This window comes from Sodalis sp. C49 (assembly GCF_046352915.1).
GTDB lineage: Bacteria > Pseudomonadota > Gammaproteobacteria > Enterobacterales > Enterobacteriaceae > Acerihabitans.
Map to the genome: position 1 here is coordinate 2,345,042 of NZ_CP163303.1, position 18,172 is coordinate 2,363,213.

The window sequence follows — 18,172 nt, forward strand, 5'->3', positions numbered from 1 at the left end:
GATAATTATTCCGGATATAGTTATTTACCCGTTACTTCATTCAGCCGTAAGCGTATTTTTTCACCGGGCTGATGCAAGGTTAAGGAGATGATAAGCGAAATAACCAGCAGCACCAGGATCAGTTGGAAGGTGACGATAAATCCCCCGAACAGCGAGGCCACGATTGAGCCGATAATACTGCCGATGCCGAAGCCCAGGTAAATCACGCCATAGTTTTTGGTCAGATTGTTCAGGCCGAAGAAATCACTGACCAGCGACGGGTATACCGTAATGGTGCCGCCGAAGCTGAAGGCCACGCAGGCAATCGCCATAAAAAACAAGACCGGGCTGAGATGCACAAACAATAACAGCGCCATGCCGAGCAGTGAAATTCCCTGCGCCAGCGAGACGACCCGCATACGCGACATCCGGTCCGACAGCACGCCGAGCACCAGGCGTCCGCCCAGGTTGGCCGCTGCGATAATCGTCACGGCATTGGCCGCAACCGCCGGGGTTAAATGCACCAGATTCTCGCCAATATCTTTCGCCACGCCGATCACATACAGCCCGCTCATGCAGGCGGTTAAAAACATCAGGGCCAATAACCAGTATTGCGGGATGCGTACGCACTGCGCCAGGGAAAAATCGCGTGTTGCCCGGGTCTTGTTCACGCTTTGTTGCGGCGCATCCTTCATTAATAAGGCACCTGCGATGACCAGCAACATGGCAATCAGTCCCCAAAGCATAAAGGTGGTTTCCAGGCTGTATTGGGCCAGCAGGCGGCTGTTGATATATTTAAATCCCAGGCTGCCCAAACCATAAGCGCCGATGGCGCAGGCGGAAATCACCCCTTTACGCTCCGGAAACCATTTTACGCAATTGGATAACGTCATCAGATAACCGATGCCGTCGGCAAACCCCACCAGCAGACCGGCGGAAAGCCACAACATCGTCAGGTTGCCGGCATACGCGGTCAGGCAAAACCCCGCGCCCAGCAAAACACCAGCGCCCAGCGTAACGTTACGCACGCCAAAGCGGTCCTGAAACCTGCCGGCCACCGACGACGCCAGCGCCAGCGCCAGGCTGAGCAGTCCGAACGCAAACGCCACCTGGCTGACAGGCTGATGCAGCTTATCGGCCAACGGACCGTTGAACAGGCTCCAGGTATAAACCGACCCCAGGGCGAACTGGGTCATAATGGTCCCGAACAATGTAAGCCACCGCAGGTGGGTCGCATATTGCGTATTCATATTCTGCCTCGCATTAACAATTCTTTTAGAATCGATGCCCGTAAAACGGGTTAACTGGCTTTACTATAAAGGCGCGGTTAACGAGACGGTCTAAATGCGGCATGAGATACCGTTAATAAGGAATGAAATGCACGCCTTGGGGTATGAACGGCATAATTACATGTTACGGCGGTGGCAAGCAGGGCAATATTGCTGTTTATCGGTTGCGAAAAATAGGCAATTATTAAACGCCATGGGCAATAACGATCCTTTAATTAACACATTTTACTCTATGGTAAATTTAACCCTGGAACGGCAACCCAAAAAAATAATAATATTATTCGCCGGCGCGCGCCGGCGGTATGGCGGGCGGCTATTCCTCCCCTCATTCGCTCTCCGGCGTTTGGTAATGATAATAGTTGACGCCAATACGGATAATATCGCGCCCCTGCGATTTGCGGTGCCGGTTACTGTCGCGCAGCGAATAAATGCACCCGCAGTACTCCTGCTGGTAAAACTGCTCGCGCTTGCTGATATCGATCATGCGCGCCGCCCCGCCCTGCTTGCGCCAGTTGTAATCCCAATAGCGCATGCCGGGGTAGTGGCTGGCGGCGCGCTGGCCGCAGTTATTGATCTGCTGCATATTCTTCCAGCGGGAAATGCCCAGCGAACTGGAGATGACGCTAAAACCCTGTTCATAGGCATACAGCGCGGTGCGTTCAAAACGCATATCAAAACACATGGTGCAGCGGATCCCGCGCTCCGGTTCCCGCTCCATACCCTTCGCCCGGGCGAACCAGTTGTCGGTATCATAATCGGCATCGATGAAGGGCACCTGGTGCTGGTCGGCAAAGCGGATATTTTCTTCCTTGCGGATCAGGTATTCACGCTGGGGATGGATATTGGGATTGTAAAAAAAGAGGGTGTAGTCGATACCGGAAGCGCTAAGCGCTTCCATCACTTCCCCCGAGCAGGGCGCGCAGCAGGAATGCAGCAGCAGTTTGTCGGCGCCCTGCGGCAGTTTCAGTAGCGGTCGGATGAAGTCGGCCATGGGCGCTTTCTCTAAGGTCAGATAAAGAGTCTGGCTGGCCAATATAGCACATATCCCGGGCGGGTTGGCGGCGCGGGGTTTAACAAGGAGTATCAAATAGTTATTAACCGCCGGTCTGTCAACCACAAAAAAAACGCGGCCGGCCCGGCACACTTTCCCGGCATCCCCCCGCCCGGTGTGTGGACTGGTAACACATTTCTAAAAACCTTTACGCATGGCGCCTTTATGATTCGCCAATATGAGACTAGATTTAAAGAAAGCGCAGCCCGTTGCGCATGTGAACAAGGTTATAGGGTCATTACCATGCAATCAGAAGAGCAACGTATTATCGAGGGTCTTTTTCAGCGTCTGAAACAGGCGGAGCAGAAAGCCGGCCCCCGCGACGCCGAAGCGGATCGGCAAATCCAGGAATTTATCCGCCAGCAGCCCGCAGCCCCTTATTATATGGCGCAGTCGATATTGATCCAGGAAGCCGCGCTTAAGCGCCTGCACCAGCAGGTACAGCAGCTGGAATCCGAGCTTACCGCCTTGAAAAACGCGCCGCAGCCAAGCCAGGGAGGATTTCTCAGCAACCTGTTTGGCGGCGGAGCGGCCCGGAACGCCCGTGCGCAGCAGCCCGCCCCCGCCTGGAATAACCAGCAGCAGCCACCGGCTCCCGGCTATGGCGGCCAGGCCGCGCCGCCGCCCGGATACAACGGTTATGCTCAGGGATATAACCAGCCGCAGGCGGCGCCGCGCGGAGGGGGCTTTCTGGCCGGCGCGCTGCAAACCGCCGCCGGGGTCGCCGGCGGTGTGGTGCTGGGCAACATGCTTACCGGCATGTTCCATAACAGCCAGCCGCAGGAGATAGTCAATGTTATCGATCAGCCCCTGGATGCCGCCACCGATCCCCTGACCAACCAGGATTTCTCCAGCGACAATCTCGATACCTTCAATGATGTCTCTGGCAACCCTTTCCCTGGCGCCAGCGGCACTGATGATACGTTCGCCAATAATGATTATGGCAACGATACCAATGCCGATAACGGTTTCGGCGCGGACAACGGCTTCGGTACAGATGACGGTTTTGGCACGGATGACAGCTTCGGCGTGGACGATGGCTTCAGCGACGACGATGATTTTGTCTGATCGCCGCCGACCGCGGGGAAGAGGCCGGCTGTAGCCTGGCCGATAAGCAGGGTGGCCGGGTCGCCGCGTTACGTTCCCTGCCCGGCATACCCGCGTTCAGGGTATGCGCATCGTTGTCAGCAGTCTGGGCCCACGCTTAGCGTGGGCTTCTTTATTGACAACGCGCAATCAAGACCGACATGGCATCGTACCGCGCTGGTAATCAACACTCACGCCGGTTATTTATGTTCATGCCACGGCAAATTATTCCGCCATATAAATTCTTGGAAAAAAAACCTCCAGCGCCTACACTAATTTTATCTATTTATATTTAACCCCTGAAAAATAATTCTAATTATTGAAACCATACTCTTTGGCTATTCTATTTCTTTCGGCCTGTCTCGTGCCAGTAATTTTACTTTATCGCAGGGATAGCAATCATAAGTGGATTTTATTTATTTAAATATATAATGCCGGATATTTACGCGCGCATTAGATGTTATTTGGTCGAGCGCACCGGCAGCCGGACGGGTCGTGAATTAAGCCAGAACACAGGGTCAAATATTTTCGCCTGGCGCACGAACCCTCTTTACCCTATCTCTGAAAGGACCGGTAATGATGCGCAAAACAACTGTAGCAATGCGATTTACCCGTGATGCTTTAGCTTTATTTATTACTATAACAAGACAATTTGAATTAAAAATAATAAATAAATTTAATATAATAATGATGGCCGCTATATGGTTTTTTTTTACCGCTCCGGGCAACACCTGGGCGGCGTGTACCCCCCCGCCGACGAATGGCAAAACCACCACCTGTACCAACTTGTCGGTACAAACCGACACCGTCGGCAACGGCCCGGGGATGAATGATGTGAATCTTCTGGTGCTGCCTGCCGCCAGGATTGAAACCGGTACAGTCACCGCCATCACGTTTGACACGGGCGCCACGATTGCCATTCAGGCACGCGCGACGGTGCAAAACGACACGGATGGCCTATCCGGCGCCGGTGCGTGGGGGCTGGGTCACAATACCATTGAGTTTAACAATAATAACAACTTAAACGTAGAAACCGGCGCCCAGGTCTTGGGCCTCGGGACGTCACCCACAAATGACGCAATTACTGTCATGGGCAGCGGAAATAGCATTACAAACCGCGGTTTAATTCAAGGCGCGGGCAGGTCGGCAATCTGGTTTGCATCCGCCGATCCCGACATCGGCAGCAATGTTATTGACAACTACGGTACCCTCAGAGCCATGGACCCGGCAAATACGGTTATCGGCAGCTCCGGCACCGCGGTGTCCTTGACCAACCATACCGGCGGGGTAATTATCGGCAATATCGCCTTCGGTCCCGGTAATGACCGTTTAACCCTTGAAGGAGGATCGACGCTTACAGGTAATATCAGCGGCGGCGAAGGCGCCAATGCCCTGGTGCTCAATAGCGTGGCCGGATCGCCGCCCGCCGCGGATCTGCTGTCGGGCGATATCACCGATTTTCAAACCCTGACCAAAAATGGCGATGGGGAGTGGCGGTTAACGGGCAATATTAAAAACACCGGCTCTGCGGCGCCGTTAATAGTCAATGTTAATAACGGCATATTGACTCTCACCGGCGAAAACACCTACACCGGCGATACCGTTATTCACGGCGCAACGTTAGTCGCCGGAGGCGCTAATGCCTTCAGCAGCCGGTCGGCCTATACCGTCGCCCCGGCCGGGACGATGAATTTACAGGGTTTTAACCAAACTATCGCCAGCATGAACAATGCGGGTACCATTAATCTTAACGGTGATGGCGGAACCGTACTTAACGTGACGGGTGATTATGCCGGCAATAACGGTCGTCTTAATTTTAATGCCCGGTTATCTGATGATGCGACAAAGACTGAAAGACTGATTATCGGCGGTAATACGTCCGGCACGACCCTGGTCAGCGTCAATAATGCCGGCGGCGGCGGCGGCGCCACCGTGGACGGTATTGAACTGATCTCGGTCAACGGCGTCTCGGACGGTGAATTCTTGCAATCAGGCCGTATTGTGGCGGGCGCCTATGATTATACCCTGACGCGCGGCGCCGGAACTGATGCCGCGAACTGGTATTTGCATAGCTCGGTCGAGGATCCGAATCCGGGGCCCGGCCCATCGCCAGAACCCGTCCCCACCCCAGAACCGGGACGGGTTGAACGTCCGGAGGCAGGGAGCTATACCGCCAATCTGGCCGCCGCCAATACCCTATTCGCCAACCGTTTGGATAATCGTCAGGGCATGGCTCACTATACCGACGCGCTGACGGGCGAGGACAAGTCCACCAGTCTGTGGCTAATCAATGAAGGCGGTCATAACCGTTCCCGTGATGACGGCGGCCAGCTCAGGACCCAGAGCAATCGTTATGTACTGCAACTGGGCGGCGATATCGGCCAGTGGAGCAGCAGCAGCCTCGATAGTATTCGATTAGGTGTTATGGCCGGCTACGGCAATGCTAAAAGTAATACCGGGTCACGCGTATCCGGCTACAGTGCAAACAGTGCTGTCGACGGGTATAGCCTGGGTATCTACGCGACCTGGTATGCCAATGCGATGGACAAAACGGGTTTATATATCGACGGCTGGACACAATATGGCTGGTTTAACAATAGGGTGTCGGGCCAGGATTTAAACGAGGAAGAGTATAAGTCCAAAGGAGCCAGCGCCTCGCTTGAAAGCGGTTATGCCGTTAAGTTCGGCGAAAACGCCGCTAAAAACACCACCTATTATGTCCAGCCCCAGGTCCAGGCCATCTGGATGGGCGTCAAAGCCGATGACCATACCGAAGCCAACGGCACCAGGGTATCGGGAGAAGGTGACGGCAATATCCAGACCCGTTTGGGCGTTAAAGCCTATATGCACACTTACAGTGAGCGGGACAACGACAAGGATCGGGCCTTTCAGCCCTATGTCGAGGCTAACTGGATCCACAATTCGGATGATTTTGGCGTCAGCATGGATGGGATAACGGTCAGCCAAGACGGCGCGGCCAATATCGCAGAACTTAAGCTCGGGGTTGAAGGACAAATTAACCGCAATGTTAATCTTTGGGGCAATGTCGCACAACAGGTTGGCAATAGAGGCTACAGCGACACCACCGGCATAGTGGGCGTGAAATACCGGTTCTGACACGAAACCCGGCTCAAGATAAGCACGGTAAGCCCGCCAACCCCGATCTCAATGCAGGCGTGTCAAAGGGAGACCGTGCCAATGGGGCCGAATCGGGCGTGGTTTTCCCGCCCGACCGAGGCCCCATGGCGCGGTAGGCCCGCTAACACAAATCCTGCAACGAGCGTGTCAAAGGGAGAGCGTGCCAATGGGGTTGAATCGGGCGTGGTGTTCCCGCCCGACCGAGGCCCCATGGCGCGGTAGGCCCGCTAACACAAATCCTGCAACGAGCGTGTCAAAGGGAGAGCGTGCCAATGGGGCCGAATCGGGCGTGCTTTTCCCGCCCGACCGGGCGCCCCATGGCACGATAAGCCCGCCATCACCGGGCATATATAGCGTTACTTACCGCGGGTTTTGATCACTGCCTCGGCCACCGCTTTCGGCGCTTCCGAATAGTGTTTAAACTCCATGGTATAAGTGGCGCGCCCCTGCGACATAGACCGCAGCGTGGTGGAATAACCGAACATTTCCGCCAACGGCACTTCGGCACGAATAAGCTTGCTGCCGAGAATATCTTCCATCCCCTGCACCATACCGCGCCGTGACGACAAATCACCCATCACGTTGCCCATGAAATCTTCCGGCGTTTCCACTTCCACCGCCATCATTGGCTCCAGCAGAATTGGCTGCGCCTGGCGCATCCCATCCTTAAACGCCATCGACGCCGCCATACGAAACGCATTTTCGTTGGAATCGACCTCATGATAGGAACCGAAAAACAGCGTAGCTTTCACATCCACCACCGGATAACCGCCCAAAACGCCGGAGGTCAAGGTATCCTGAATACCCTTATCGATAGAGGAAATATACTCGCGCGGCACCACCCCACCCTTGATGGCATCGACGAATTCATACCCTTTCCCCGCCGGCTGCGGTTCGATTTTCAACACCACATGCCCATACTGCCCACGGCCGCCGGTCTGCTTAACGTACTTGCCTTCCACTTCTTCCACGGTCTTTTTGATGGTTTCACGATAGGCCACCTGCGGTTTACCCACCGTCACCGCCACGCCGAACTCACGCCGCATACGCTCCATCAGGATTTCCAGATGCAGCTCGCCCATGCCGGAGATAATGGTCTGGCCGGACTCCTCGTCGGTCTTGACGCGAAACGACGGGTCTTCCTGCATCAAACGCCCCAGGGCAATACCCATTTTTTCCTGATCGACCTTGGTTTTAGGCTCGATGGCCTGTGAAATGACCGGATCGGGGAAAACCATACGTTCAAGGATAATCGGATGATCCGGATCGCACAGGGTATCGCCGGTGGTCACATCCTTCATGCCCACGGTGGCGGCGATATCGCCGGCATGCACTTCCTTAATGTCTTTACGTTCATTGGCATGCATTTGCAGCAGCCGGCCCAAACGCTCTTTCTTTCCCTTGACCGGATTGTAAACCGAGTCGCCGGTGGCAATCACGCCGGAATAAACCCGGAAAAAGATCAGCTGGCCGACAAAGGGGTCGGTCATGATCTTAAACGCCAGCGCGGAGAACGGTTCGGTATCGCTGGAATGACGTTCCGCCTCCTTATCGTCCTCGTCATGCCCGCTTATTGCCGGCACATCAATGGGCGACGGCAGATAATCAACCACCGCATCCAGCAGCGCCTGAACGCCTTTATTTTTGAACGCACTGCCGCACAGCATCGGCACAATTTCATTGGCGATGGTCCGTTTACGAATGGCGCCCTTGATTTCGTCTTCGGTAAGCGTTTCGCCATTGAGGTATTTATTCAGCAGTTCCTCGCTGGCTTCCGCCGCCGCTTCCATCATATGGTTGCGCCATTCCTGGGCCGGGGCCAGCAAATCTTCAGGAATATCCTGATAGGTAAACTTAACCCCCTGGGTAGTATCGTCCCAGACAATGATTTTCATTTTGACCAGATCGACCACGCCCTGGAAACCTTCTTCCGCGCCCACGGGAATCTGGATCGGCACCGCCACGCCTTTCAGGCGTTTGGCAATCTGGGTCTGGACCCGGAAGAAATCCGCTCCGGTGCGATCCATTTTGTTGACGAACGCGATGCGCGGCACTTTATATTTATTGGCCTGGCGCCACACGGTTTCCGATTGCGGCTGCACCCCGCCTACCGAGTCGTAGACCATCACGGCGCCGTCGAGCACCCGCATCGAACGTTCCACTTCGATGGTAAAATCCACATGCCCGGGAGTATCGATGATATTAATGTGATGTTCCGGATAATTACCGGCCATCCCTTTCCAGAAGGTTGTCGTGGCAGCTGAGGTAATGGTAATGCCGCGCTCCTGTTCCTGCTCCATCCAATCCATCGTCGCGGCGCCATCATGCACTTCACCGATTTTATGGCTGACGCCCGTGTAAAACAAAATACGCTCGGTGGTGGTGGTCTTGCCGGCATCTATATGCGCACTGATGCCGATGTTGCGATATCGCTCTATGGGAGTTTTACGGACCATACAATTACCTTAAATGCCCTACAGGACAAAACCTGCTGTTTAACCGTCCCCGCCGGCCTATGGCGACGGGGCATATGTAATAAAAAGTCTTATTAACGCAATCCCAGGCTTTCCGGCAATAGGGTTAAAAAATGCCGGCGCGCTTTGCCAGAATGCTCCTTTTGCGCCCTGTCTTCAATGTCAGCCACGGCTTTATTGCCATTACCGTCGCCGCCCGCTCTGCGCGCGGGCTGCCGGACGGCCGTTAATCAAAATGCCGCCTCTAGCGGCAGACGCCAAAACCGCGCATGCCGAAATGGAAATGATTGGCGTGGGCGGCGTTGTAATCGGGACCGAGCGAATTGCCGAAAAAAGCGCAGCTTTGCATAAACACGTCACGTAAATAATCACCGGCCGGATCCTGGCGCCGCCACTGTTGCGACACCGTAATGCGCCGTCCGTCGGCGAGGATAAAGCCCGACACATCCAGCGCCTGCGCGCCTGCATGTTCGCTAAGCCGCCCCTCGCTGCGGTGATAGATGTTACGACACGCATAGCTGCCAAGATGATCAATCCGAGCTAAAGGAGACGCAAGACCTGCCGCCGCCAGGGGCGCCGCCGCCTGGCCGACAAACATGGCGCTGCTCAGCGCCAGCGGACAGCTGGCGAGAAAACTGGAGCTAAGCCCGACCGGGCCGAACCCGCGCACCCTCACGGGCGACAATAGCGGGCAAGGTCCGGTGGTATCGGCGACCTTGCTGAAAGAAAGGCGTCCGGCGGCGCTTGCCCTTTCAAGCGCCGCCAGGCAGGCCGGAGGATCGGCAGCCAGCCGTTTAAGTTTGTAGCGGGTGATAAACGTCGGCGGATCGCTGACCGACAAAGGCAAAAAAGGGTCATAGCCGGGCGGCAGCAGGGGCCGGATACGGGGGGCTAATGCCGTTAACAACACCACCAGAACCAACAGGCAGGTCAGCAGTCGCACCTTTACTTCACCCCTATAGCGTTAAAACCGGCCCATCGCCGACGTTGTTAATCAGTATAGACGTAGAAGTAATTAAGTTATTGCCACATGATTCAATTAGTAATTTTGAAAGTGGTTGTACTGATGTTTATTTGTACTGGCTATGATTAAAATGAAGGCGATACCCAGCTTTACGCCATCGAACTCATCCATCAACTAAGCTGTTTGATTTGCTGTGAAGTCTTTGCCCGCCCCTCTGTGCGGGCTTTTTTTACGCCCGCCGGCGGCCAGGCCCGCTCTTCATGTCCGTCATTACCGCCTGTATTGAACAGTTGCTGAGCAATCACCCGCCGGGATGCGAAAATTGTCGCTATGCGTATTTACGGATCCGGTATTTAGGTCCATACTTGCGTCGGTTTCATGTAGCAATGAGCTAGACTTTACGCCTCGAACTTCGGTTCGGGGCATCCTACCCGCTTCATCCTCCTGTTTTTCCCAACCCTTTTCCCGGTTTACTCCTCGCCACAGCATACTTTATCCAATGGTAAATCAACGCGCTGCAGACCATCCCGGCATCATTGCGGTGGATATCCCGCTCCGGCAATAAAAACGTCCTTTACAGGTTCCGGCATCCCGGAAAGCCTGGTGTCGCCCAACGATGACGGATGTACTTCGACCTCGGCCGGCCTGAAGGCGTACTCGCCCAGCCATTCAGCATAACCCTGCACGACAAAGCCGCCGTTGCGCCGTTGATAGGCGGCCCGATCGGCCAGATAGACCCGGCGCAGCGCATACCAGGGCACGGCGGGTAAATCATGATGGACTAAATGATAGTTCAGGTTAAGAAATAGCAACCGCCAGGGCCACGCCGCCTCGTTGATAACAGAGCGGGCCTGGGGATCGCGGGCGGCGCGATGCTCCATAAACGAGCGGATTTTGGTGATGGCCAGGGCCGGATAGCTTATGGCCAGCAGAAAATACCCTACCGGCAAACCCGATGACGCCACCCAGTGCAGCAGGGCCAGCAGCAGCAGGCCATGCATAAGCCACATCCCGACAGCGCGGCGATTGCCGCCGGCCACGGCCGCCACCATGCCGCGCAGCGCGCGGTAGATATCCAGCGCCGGCCCGATAAGCACACGTCCGGCCAAGGTGTTACGTACCCGGACCAGACGCCGCCGGAGCGCGGAAAATCCTTGCCAGCTCTCGCCGCTGAAATAATAGCCCTCGGGATCCTCCGCCGGATCGGTCAAATGATCGTCGCGGTGATGGCGCAAATGTGAATCGCGGTACAGGCCATAGGGATACCATACCGCCAGCGGCAGCAGGCCAAACAGTTGGTTCAGCCACGGCAGGCGCGTAGGATGACCGTGAATCAGCTCATGTTGCAGCGACAGATACCAGGTAGTGAACCAGATAAGCAGCGGCGTGCCGACCCACGGCCCCAGCGCCGTCCAGTAATGCACCGTGCCGAACCACCCGGCATAAATAAGCGCGATCAGGCCCCAGGTCGGCAGTTCCCAGCGCCACAATCGGGTGGACGCCAGTTGCCTGATGCGATCGCGCTGGCCGTCATGCAAATAGTGCGCGGTTTTTCTTCCTGGCTCTGACATGGCGTCTACCCCGATGGTTTTTTTGTCAGTATTCATCACCCCGGCGGCGCAACCAACGAATTAAAACGGCAATAGAATGGCGGGAAATGAGATAAGGGGCCTCAGCAAGCACCACGACGAAAGATCAGGTTATAGTTGTACCGCCGGCGCTGGAGGCATTAAAAAAATACCATCCTGATTTTATAAAAAATATAATAATCATCTATAATTCATTACGTAGGATGATCGTCCGCACAATATTCTTGTCATTACCGGCGTTTACGAAGTTATTTCCCTCTGTTAATATCCCATGCAGGACCTGACAACAGGCATGGCAAAATACAATAACGGTTATTTTTAAACTACAATCATATTATTTTATTGATAGTGGTTCGCTTAAACGCCATCGGAGCATAATGGGTAACATTATTTCGCAAACGAGTATTGCCTGCACGTTTTCTTATGCCGCCAACCTGTGCGGCAGGGAAACACAGCCACGGCAGAATAACTATCGGAACGCGTTGGTCCTGGCAAGACCCGCTCCTGTTCCCCTTTTTACCCGCCACGTCACTATGGCCGGCGATGAATCGCGCGCTGATAGCGGCGCCGCACCAGTCGCCGCCGTTGATACACCGGGTGACCGCGGAACAAACGCGCCGCAAGGCGATGTCCGCGCCCTCCTTGCCGCCAAGGGAATGGGAACAGACAGTTTCGAGCAGGAATATTCGCAGCGCAGTCTAGCCCTTTTTTTTGCCCTGGCGGGAAAGTCGGCGCACAAGGTTAAAAACAAATACCATAACCGAAGGGATAAAAATTATTTATATTTTATTAAAAGTTATGCTGAATTACATTACCTGGTGCAAGATTACATTAAGAACAACCCTGAAAAAACCATAATAACCGCGCCTATTTATTTTAGTATCATGAAAGAAATGGGTGTTATCTTAGCAACGGACATCTATGATCAACGTTCGCATTTTAACACCGGGAAAACCGGCCGCCGGCAGGATAAACTGGAGAGCATCTCCGAACGTCTGCGGGAATGTCTAGACAAAATGTTTGCCAACGTATTTAGTCCAGGCAACCATCTGCTAAAATATCTCGTCGTGCCTTTTATGAGTAAATATCTGGCCCTGGCCCATAGCCTGTCGGAAGAGACATTTATTACGGATCTCCCTGCTGAAACAGCGCTTGGGCAATACTTGCATGAAAGATTGCTACAGGCACGCAATGAGCACATGTCAACGCCAAGAGAAACTAATAATATCAGTGCCATAATACAAATGGGAGAAGACATCAACCTTATTAGCCGCTCAGTAAAATTATTTCTTGCCTGAAGTTTTATATCTCGCCGTATTGATAAGCAAAAACCTCATGGCTCATGAGGGTCGGCGGGCTTTCGACCCGGCATTATCGAACCATTCCTGCCATCCCCGGGCAACAGAAGGTTAAACATCAGGCAAGGTCTGCCGATAACCTTAGCGGGACTTAAGTATATCATGGGAAATCATGAAGAATGAACAGGACTGAGCGCGATAATTTGCACTACTTATGCAAAGAAGATCCTGAATTTGCCATTTTTTATCGGGAATTTCGGACAAATCATGCTCGTCCGTTATCCGAACACCGTATCGCGCTGTGCGGTTTACGCGGTACGGGCAAACGCGTCCTGGAGAAGGTATTGCCTGCCGCCATCAGCGGTAATGCGCGCACGGCCCTGAGCGACCGCCATTCGCCAGAAAAAAGCGGCGTTGATCACCCCTCCCGCCGCTGTCTCTTTATCGACGATATCAACGACTCCCCCGCCGGCGCGCTGGCCGGCGCTATCGGCGCGGACTGGATCCTGTATGTCCACGGCGCGGGCCAGCCGGGGCTGGCTCAGCCGGAAATCCGTTTTCTGGCCGCCTTGCAGCACCGTTTTCCCGATCTCGGGCGACGGCTGATAATGATACTGCATGACGAGGAGGGGAAACCGCGCGAGACAACCCGTTGCGCATTGGAAAACAGCCTGGCGCCGCTGCTGCCCCATCCTCCCCGCCTTATTACGCTGTCCCTGGAGGATCATCTTATGGACGGCGACAGAAACAACGCGCTGCGCGGGGAAGTACGACGGCAGTTGGATGATTTGATCGCGTGCTATCCCGGGGGGCTCGCCGCCGCCCGCGCCCGCGCCGCCGCCGCCCTGCTGGATTCACTGGATTATTTTGTCGGCCGGGCGATAACAAGGCGCGAACAAAGGTTAACCGGCATTAATGATGACCTGGACCAGGCATGCGCGCTTTGGCGGCAGGACCTGCTTATCGTCGATGACCTGCTGCATCAGCGGATAACCCAGAACCAACCACTGTGACTCATTTCAGAGGAAGTTGATATGCGATGGTCAGATATTTCTTTTGTCAGTGCCGCCCTGGGCGTTTTCGCGGATATCGGCGCCGGGCGGCTAAGCGGCCTGCCGCCGGCCGCGGGAGTTCGGGCGAAGGACCGTCGTTTCAGGCCGGCGCAGGCGCCGGCCCGTGAAGGCACTTGCCGGGAAAATGAGATTGTCGCGGATGCGAAAATCCAGCTGTTGGGCTTCTACCGCCGTCATCCACGGATGATTGTGCATAATGAATCAGCTTATATTCCGCTGACTTATGTCGCGCTTAGCCATTTTGTCAGGCAGAACAAAAACCAGCCCCTGCCTGAGCTGCTGGCGGCGTTGGCCAGGCTGATTCCCGGTACCGACATAAGCCCGGTCCGGCGCGGGCAGACGGCGCGGGCAAACGCGCTGCGGCGAGAGATTAGCGCGCTGAATGATTTCAGGGCGCGGCTGGCGGCGGCGCGCGCGGGTCAAGACGCTGGCCATATACCTTAAATTAGCCGTTGTCAATACTTTATGTTGGCATGGGGAATTAACGCAACGGCAGAATGAGGCGAATTCCGCCGTCATCCAGCATAATAAAGGATGCTAATGTAAAAGAGATGAGATTAAGGATAATGAGTGGAACGTTTAAGTGATTTGCGACTTTTTATCGAAGCGGCGATGTTGGGCAGTTTTTCGGCGGCGGGACGTAAGCTCGGTTGTTCTCCGGCGGCGGCGAGCGCCTGCATCGTGCGTCTGGAGACCGGTCTCAAGGTGCGCCTGTTTGAACGGACCACCCGCCAGCTCAGGCTGACCGACGAGGGCAAGCTGTTCCTAAGCTATAGCCAGCGCGCCGTGGAACAGCTTAATGACGTCACCGAGCTGTTGCGTTCGGGCAAGGATGACATCAAAGGCGCGATACGCATTACCGCCCCCTCCGACGTTGGCCGCAATCGTCTGATCGGCTTATTGGAGCGCTTTCGCCAAGACTTTCCCGCCATTCACTTTATTCTCTCTCTGGCCGACGCCACGACCGCCCCGATCGGCGACGACATTGACATCGCCATCCGCTATGGACAGCACGACGACGCCGGCATGACGGCCTATAAACTGGCCGACAGTCATCGGGTGGTATGCGTTGCTCCGGCGCTGCTGGCGCAATTGGATCCACCGCTGGCGCCCCCCCATTTGCAGGCATTGCCGTCCATTGCCCTGATTAATACCTTGGGCAATCAGGAGCAATGGGTTTATCGCGATGAAGCAAAAATGCCGCGGCAGCTGACCATGACCCCCGCCTACACCACCAATGACGACGACATCAGCCGCAAATGGGCCGTCATGGGATACGGATTCGCTTATAAGTCGATCCTGGATATCAGTGAAGACCTGGCCGCGGGCCGGCTGGTGACGGTATTGGATCAGTATTTTATCGAACCGGCGCCCCTTTTCGCCTTGTATAACCGGAATAAATTCCAGCCGCCCCGCATCAAACGGCTACTGCACTTCCTGGCTGAAAACCTGGCATAACCGCAGGCCAACGGCAGTTTGCCTGCCCGATATCGCCGGCGCCGCGTGAGGACCGCGTCACAAAGACGCACGGGTTCGCCTTGCCCCGCTTAACGCCGCAACCATCATGACCTATCATTCATTCAGACGCACGCCTTCAGCATCATCAGAAGCGAACTTATTGTCGCGTCTTACGGCCGGCGGAGATAAGCTGGTGAACAGGTTGTCCCGCTCTATGTCCTCGCATTTTTTTCTGGAGATTATTATGCATATTGATTTATCGGGAAAACGCGCCATCGTCACCGCCTCCACCGGCGGCATCGGTTTTGCCATCGCCACTGGGCTGGCGCGCGCCGGCGCGTCAGTGGTGATTAACGGCCGCAGCCAGACCACGGTAGACAAGGCGCTGGGCCAGTTGCGACACACGGTGCCGCAGGCGGCGGTTGAAGGCGTGGCGGCTGATTTGTCCGATGCGGCGGGCGTGGCTACGCTTACCGGCGCCGTACCCGCCGCCGATATTATCGTCAATAACGCCGGCATTTACGGCCCTAAGCCTTTTTTCGACGTGGATGACGATGAGTGGGAGCGTTATTTCCAGACCAACGTTATGTCCGGCATACGACTGGCGCGTTTTTACCTGCAAGGCATGCTGGAACGCGACTGGGGGCGCATCGTGTTTATTTCATCGGAGTCGGCGCTTAATATCCCGCCGGAAATGATCCATTACGGGGTGACCAAAACGGCGCAGCTGGCCGTCGCGGGCGGGCTGGCCAAACTCGCCGCCGGCACCGGGGTCACGGTAAACTCGGTACTGCCCGGCCCAACGCTGTCCGAAGGCGTGCGCGAGATGCTGAAGGATTCCGCCCGGGATGCGGGCGTGAGTATTGAACAGGCGGGAACCGATTTTGTGCGCACCCACCGGTCAACCTCTATTATCCAACGGCTGGCGACCCCCGAGGAAGTGGCCAACCTGGTGGTATATACCTGCTCCCGGCAAGCATCGGCCACCACCGGCGCGGCGCTGCGGGTGGACGGCGGGGTTATCAACAGTATCGTCTAGCGGCGACCTGAACTCCGGCCCTGCCGCACCTCTGGGATGCGCGCGCGATATCAGGCATAATCACTTCACTAACTTGTTAAAAAGATGTGAAGGTATTGCTATGCACGATGAGTTAAGCGCAGAAATAAAGCAAAAAATCCTGCAATCCACCACCACCGTCGCCAAGGTGGTGTTTCCCACCACCATAAACCATCATTCGACCCTGTTCGGCGGCACCGCCCTGGCATGGATGGATGAGGTTTCCTTTATCACCGCCACCCGCTTCTGCCGCAAACGGCTGGTAACGGTATCCACGGAAAAAATCACCTTCAGCCGGCCCATTCCTTCCGGCACCATTATCGAGCTGGTGGGCAGGGTAAGCCGGGTGGGCAGGACCAGCATCACCGTGGATGTCGCCATTTTCCTTGAAGATATGTACGCGGCGGGACGGGAGGAAGTGGTGCGGGGGCAGTTTAATTTTGTCGCGGTGGATGAAAATGACAAAGCGACCCCGCTGTTATAATCCCCGCCCCGGATTGACGCGATGTGTTAAAACACGTCGCCGGGATTGTAAAAAAATGCTCTTTTTTATGTGATGCGCATCACAAATATTTGCATTTATGTGACGGAGGTCATATTATTACCTCATCAAACGCAAACACGTTACAGGCGAACAAACCTGGTGAGGGAAAGCATATGAAATTCCGTAAATTCCTGAAAAAAATTCTGCTGTCATACGTTAATACCGTGAAAGACGTACCGCCCGGTGCCATGTATTAATTTCCATGACGTCAAAAAAGCTGCCGCGGCAGCTTTTTTTTTGGAAAAAAAAACGCTGATGAAATCAGGCCTGGAGAAATTCAAGCAGCGCGGCGTTCACCTTATCGGCATCCACGGTACACATACCGTGGGACGCGCCGGCCAATACTTTTAACGTGGCGTCGGGAATGATCTTGGCTGATTTACGGCCCGAAACCTCTAGCGGCACGATTTGATCGTCATCGCCCTGCAGCACCAGGGTCGGCACGTCGAATTTTTTCAGATCCTCGGTGAAATCCGTCTGCGAGAACTGCTTGATGCAGGCATATTGCCCGGCGATGCCGCCCGCCATCCCCTGCAGCCAGAAAGCATCTATCACCCCCTGAGAGAGTTTGGCGCCGTCGCGGTTATAACCATAAAACGAGACGGCGAGATCTTGATAAAATTGCGATCGATCCGCCGACACGCCGGCCCGGATACCGTCGAAAACCGTTATCGGCACGCCCTCGGGATTCGCCGCCGTTTGCAGCATCAGCGGCGGCACCGCGCTTATCAGCACCGCTTTGGCCACGCGTCCGGTACCATGGCGACCGATATAGCGCGCTACTTCCCCGCCGCCGGTGGAATGGCCGATAAGGATGGCGTCCTGCAGATCCAGGCTGGCGATAAGGGCCGCGAGATCATCGGCATAGGTATCCATATCATTCCCGTCCCACGTCTGGGCCGACCGGCCATGGCTGCGCCGGTCATGGGCGATAACCCGATAGCCCTTGTCGGCAAGGAACATCATCTGGCTGTCCCAGGCATCGGCGGTCAGCGGCCAGCCGTGGGAAAAAACCACCGGCTGGCCGGTGCCCCAGTCCTTATAGAATATCTGCGTCCCGTCATCGGTTGTGATAGTGCTCATGTTGTCTGATCCTTTTTTCGGGTGAGTTGGGATAAGAGCCGCCGACGCTATCGTCGGCATTGCATACGGGGCATGAGAACGCCTGGCGG

16 protein-coding genes are annotated in these 18,172 nt (G+C 55.3%); 9 read left to right on the plus strand and 7 right to left on the minus strand.

The genetic code is table 11. The features are described 5' to 3' along the window. Window positions 1-20 precede the first annotated feature (20 nt). Window positions 21-1,229 carry an OFA family MFS transporter gene (locus tag ABUK12_RS10640; protein ID WP_410016233.1) on the minus strand — a complete coding sequence of 403 codons (1,209 nt, stop codon included), beginning with the start codon at window positions 1,227-1,229 and terminating at the stop codon, window positions 21-23. A 364-nt stretch (window positions 1,230-1,593) separates the two neighbouring features. Next, the gene (locus tag ABUK12_RS10645; protein ID WP_410016234.1) at window positions 1,594-2,259 is read right to left on the minus strand and encodes an epoxyqueuosine reductase QueH; all 666 of its coding nucleotides are present in this window, start codon (window positions 2,257-2,259) and stop codon (window positions 1,594-1,596) included. 303 nt (window positions 2,260-2,562) lie between these two features. On the opposite strand from ABUK12_RS10645, the gene ABUK12_RS10650 reads away from it, so the two are divergent. Then, on the plus strand, window positions 2,563-3,387 hold the full coding sequence (locus tag ABUK12_RS10650; RefSeq protein ID WP_410016235.1) for a DUF2076 domain-containing protein: 825 nt from the start codon (window positions 2,563-2,565) through the stop codon (window positions 3,385-3,387). Between the two features lie 536 nt (window positions 3,388-3,923). Here the strand turns inward: ABUK12_RS10650 and ABUK12_RS10655 are convergent. Continuing rightward, window positions 3,924-4,307 (minus strand): hypothetical protein, encoded by a 384-nt coding sequence (locus ABUK12_RS10655; RefSeq protein ID WP_410016236.1) that lies wholly within the window; start codon window positions 4,305-4,307, stop codon window positions 3,924-3,926. A gap of 316 nt (window positions 4,308-4,623) precedes the next feature. On the opposite strand from ABUK12_RS10655, the gene ABUK12_RS10660 reads away from it, so the two are divergent. After that, window positions 4,624-6,522 carry an autotransporter outer membrane beta-barrel domain-containing protein gene (locus ABUK12_RS10660; RefSeq protein WP_410016237.1) on the plus strand — a complete coding sequence of 633 codons (1,899 nt, stop codon included), beginning with the start codon at window positions 4,624-4,626 and terminating at the stop codon, window positions 6,520-6,522. A gap of 377 nt (window positions 6,523-6,899) precedes the next feature. Here ABUK12_RS10660 and fusA read toward each other — a convergent pair whose 3' ends face one another. The 3 genes from fusA to ABUK12_RS10675 form a co-directional block, all read right to left on the minus strand. Next, window positions 6,900-8,999 carry an elongation factor G gene (gene fusA / locus ABUK12_RS10665; protein WP_410016238.1) on the minus strand — a complete coding sequence of 700 codons (2,100 nt, stop codon included), beginning with the start codon at window positions 8,997-8,999 and terminating at the stop codon, window positions 6,900-6,902. A gap of 262 nt (window positions 9,000-9,261) precedes the next feature. Next, on the minus strand, window positions 9,262-9,960 hold the full coding sequence (locus ABUK12_RS10670) for an extensin family protein (protein WP_410016239.1): 699 nt from the start codon (window positions 9,958-9,960) through the stop codon (window positions 9,262-9,264). Between the two features lie 554 nt (window positions 9,961-10,514). Further along, window positions 10,515-11,588 (minus strand): fatty acid desaturase, encoded by a 1,074-nt coding sequence (locus ABUK12_RS10675; protein ID WP_410016240.1) that lies wholly within the window; start codon window positions 11,586-11,588, stop codon window positions 10,515-10,517. Window positions 11,589-11,947: 359 nt separating this feature from the next. On the opposite strand from ABUK12_RS10675, the gene ABUK12_RS10680 reads away from it, so the two are divergent. The 7 genes from ABUK12_RS10680 (at window position 11,948) to azuC (ending at window position 17,197) form a co-directional block, all read left to right on the plus strand. Beyond that, complete coding sequence (locus ABUK12_RS10680) at window positions 11,948-12,868, plus strand: hypothetical protein (RefSeq protein ID WP_410016241.1); 921 nt, start codon at window positions 11,948-11,950, stop codon at window positions 12,866-12,868. A 179-nt stretch (window positions 12,869-13,047) separates the two neighbouring features. Beyond that, entirely contained in the window at window positions 13,048-13,881 is an 834-nt protein-coding gene (locus ABUK12_RS10685) for a hypothetical protein (RefSeq protein WP_410016242.1), read from the plus strand. 21 nt (window positions 13,882-13,902) lie between these two features. Continuing rightward, complete coding sequence (locus ABUK12_RS10690) at window positions 13,903-14,385, plus strand: hypothetical protein (RefSeq protein WP_410016243.1); 483 nt, start codon at window positions 13,903-13,905, stop codon at window positions 14,383-14,385. A 126-nt stretch (window positions 14,386-14,511) separates the two neighbouring features. After that, the gene (locus ABUK12_RS10695) at window positions 14,512-15,399 is read left to right on the plus strand and encodes a LysR family transcriptional regulator (protein ID WP_410016244.1); all 888 of its coding nucleotides are present in this window, start codon (window positions 14,512-14,514) and stop codon (window positions 15,397-15,399) included. A 244-nt stretch (window positions 15,400-15,643) separates the two neighbouring features. Continuing rightward, entirely contained in the window at window positions 15,644-16,438 is a 795-nt protein-coding gene (locus ABUK12_RS10700; RefSeq protein ID WP_410016245.1) for an SDR family NAD(P)-dependent oxidoreductase, read from the plus strand. 100 nt (window positions 16,439-16,538) lie between these two features. Then, entirely contained in the window at window positions 16,539-16,940 is a 402-nt protein-coding gene (locus ABUK12_RS10705) for an acyl-CoA thioesterase (protein ID WP_410016246.1), read from the plus strand. 173 nt (window positions 16,941-17,113) lie between these two features. Further along, window positions 17,114-17,197: a stress response protein AzuC gene (gene azuC, locus ABUK12_RS10710; protein ID WP_162367771.1), complete on the plus strand. Its 84-nt coding sequence runs from the start codon at window positions 17,114-17,116 to the stop codon at window positions 17,195-17,197. A gap of 64 nt (window positions 17,198-17,261) precedes the next feature. Here the strand turns inward: azuC and ABUK12_RS10715 are convergent, their stop codons facing one another. After that, entirely contained in the window at window positions 17,262-18,083 is an 822-nt protein-coding gene (locus ABUK12_RS10715; protein WP_410016247.1) for an alpha/beta fold hydrolase, read from the minus strand. Between the last annotated feature and the right edge of the window lie 89 nt (window positions 18,084-18,172).

What these genes read in the sequence shown, in the direction of transcription:
- ABUK12_RS10640 (WP_410016233.1), bottom strand. Translation starts at nt 1,229, where the DNA reads ATGAATACGCAATATGCGACCCACCTGCGGTGGCTTACATTGTTCGGG.
- ABUK12_RS10645 (WP_410016234.1), bottom strand. Translation starts at nt 2,259, where the DNA reads ATGGCCGACTTCATCCGACCGCTACTGAAACTGCCGCAGGGCGCCGAC.
- ABUK12_RS10650 (WP_410016235.1), top strand. Translation starts at nt 2,563, where the DNA reads ATGCAATCAGAAGAGCAACGTATTATCGAGGGTCTTTTTCAGCGTCTG.
- ABUK12_RS10660 (WP_410016237.1), top strand. Translation starts at nt 4,624, where the DNA reads ATGGACCCGGCAAATACGGTTATCGGCAGCTCCGGCACCGCGGTGTCC.
- fusA (WP_410016238.1), bottom strand. Translation starts at nt 8,999, where the DNA reads ATGGTCCGTAAAACTCCCATAGAGCGATATCGCAACATCGGCATCAGT.
- ABUK12_RS10675 (WP_410016240.1), bottom strand. Translation starts at nt 11,588, where the DNA reads ATGAATACTGACAAAAAAACCATCGGGGTAGACGCCATGTCAGAGCCA.
- ABUK12_RS10680 (WP_410016241.1), top strand. Translation starts at nt 11,948, where the DNA reads ATGGGTAACATTATTTCGCAAACGAGTATTGCCTGCACGTTTTCTTAT.
- ABUK12_RS10685 (WP_410016242.1), top strand. Translation starts at nt 13,048, where the DNA reads ATGAACAGGACTGAGCGCGATAATTTGCACTACTTATGCAAAGAAGAT.
- ABUK12_RS10690 (WP_410016243.1), top strand. Translation starts at nt 13,903, where the DNA reads ATGCGATGGTCAGATATTTCTTTTGTCAGTGCCGCCCTGGGCGTTTTC.
- ABUK12_RS10700 (WP_410016245.1), top strand. Translation starts at nt 15,644, where the DNA reads ATGCATATTGATTTATCGGGAAAACGCGCCATCGTCACCGCCTCCACC.
- ABUK12_RS10705 (WP_410016246.1), top strand. Translation starts at nt 16,539, where the DNA reads ATGCACGATGAGTTAAGCGCAGAAATAAAGCAAAAAATCCTGCAATCC.
- azuC (WP_162367771.1), top strand. Translation starts at nt 17,114, where the DNA reads ATGAAATTCCGTAAATTCCTGAAAAAAATTCTGCTGTCATACGTTAAT.
- ABUK12_RS10715 (WP_410016247.1), bottom strand. Translation starts at nt 18,083, where the DNA reads ATGAGCACTATCACAACCGATGACGGGACGCAGATATTCTATAAGGAC.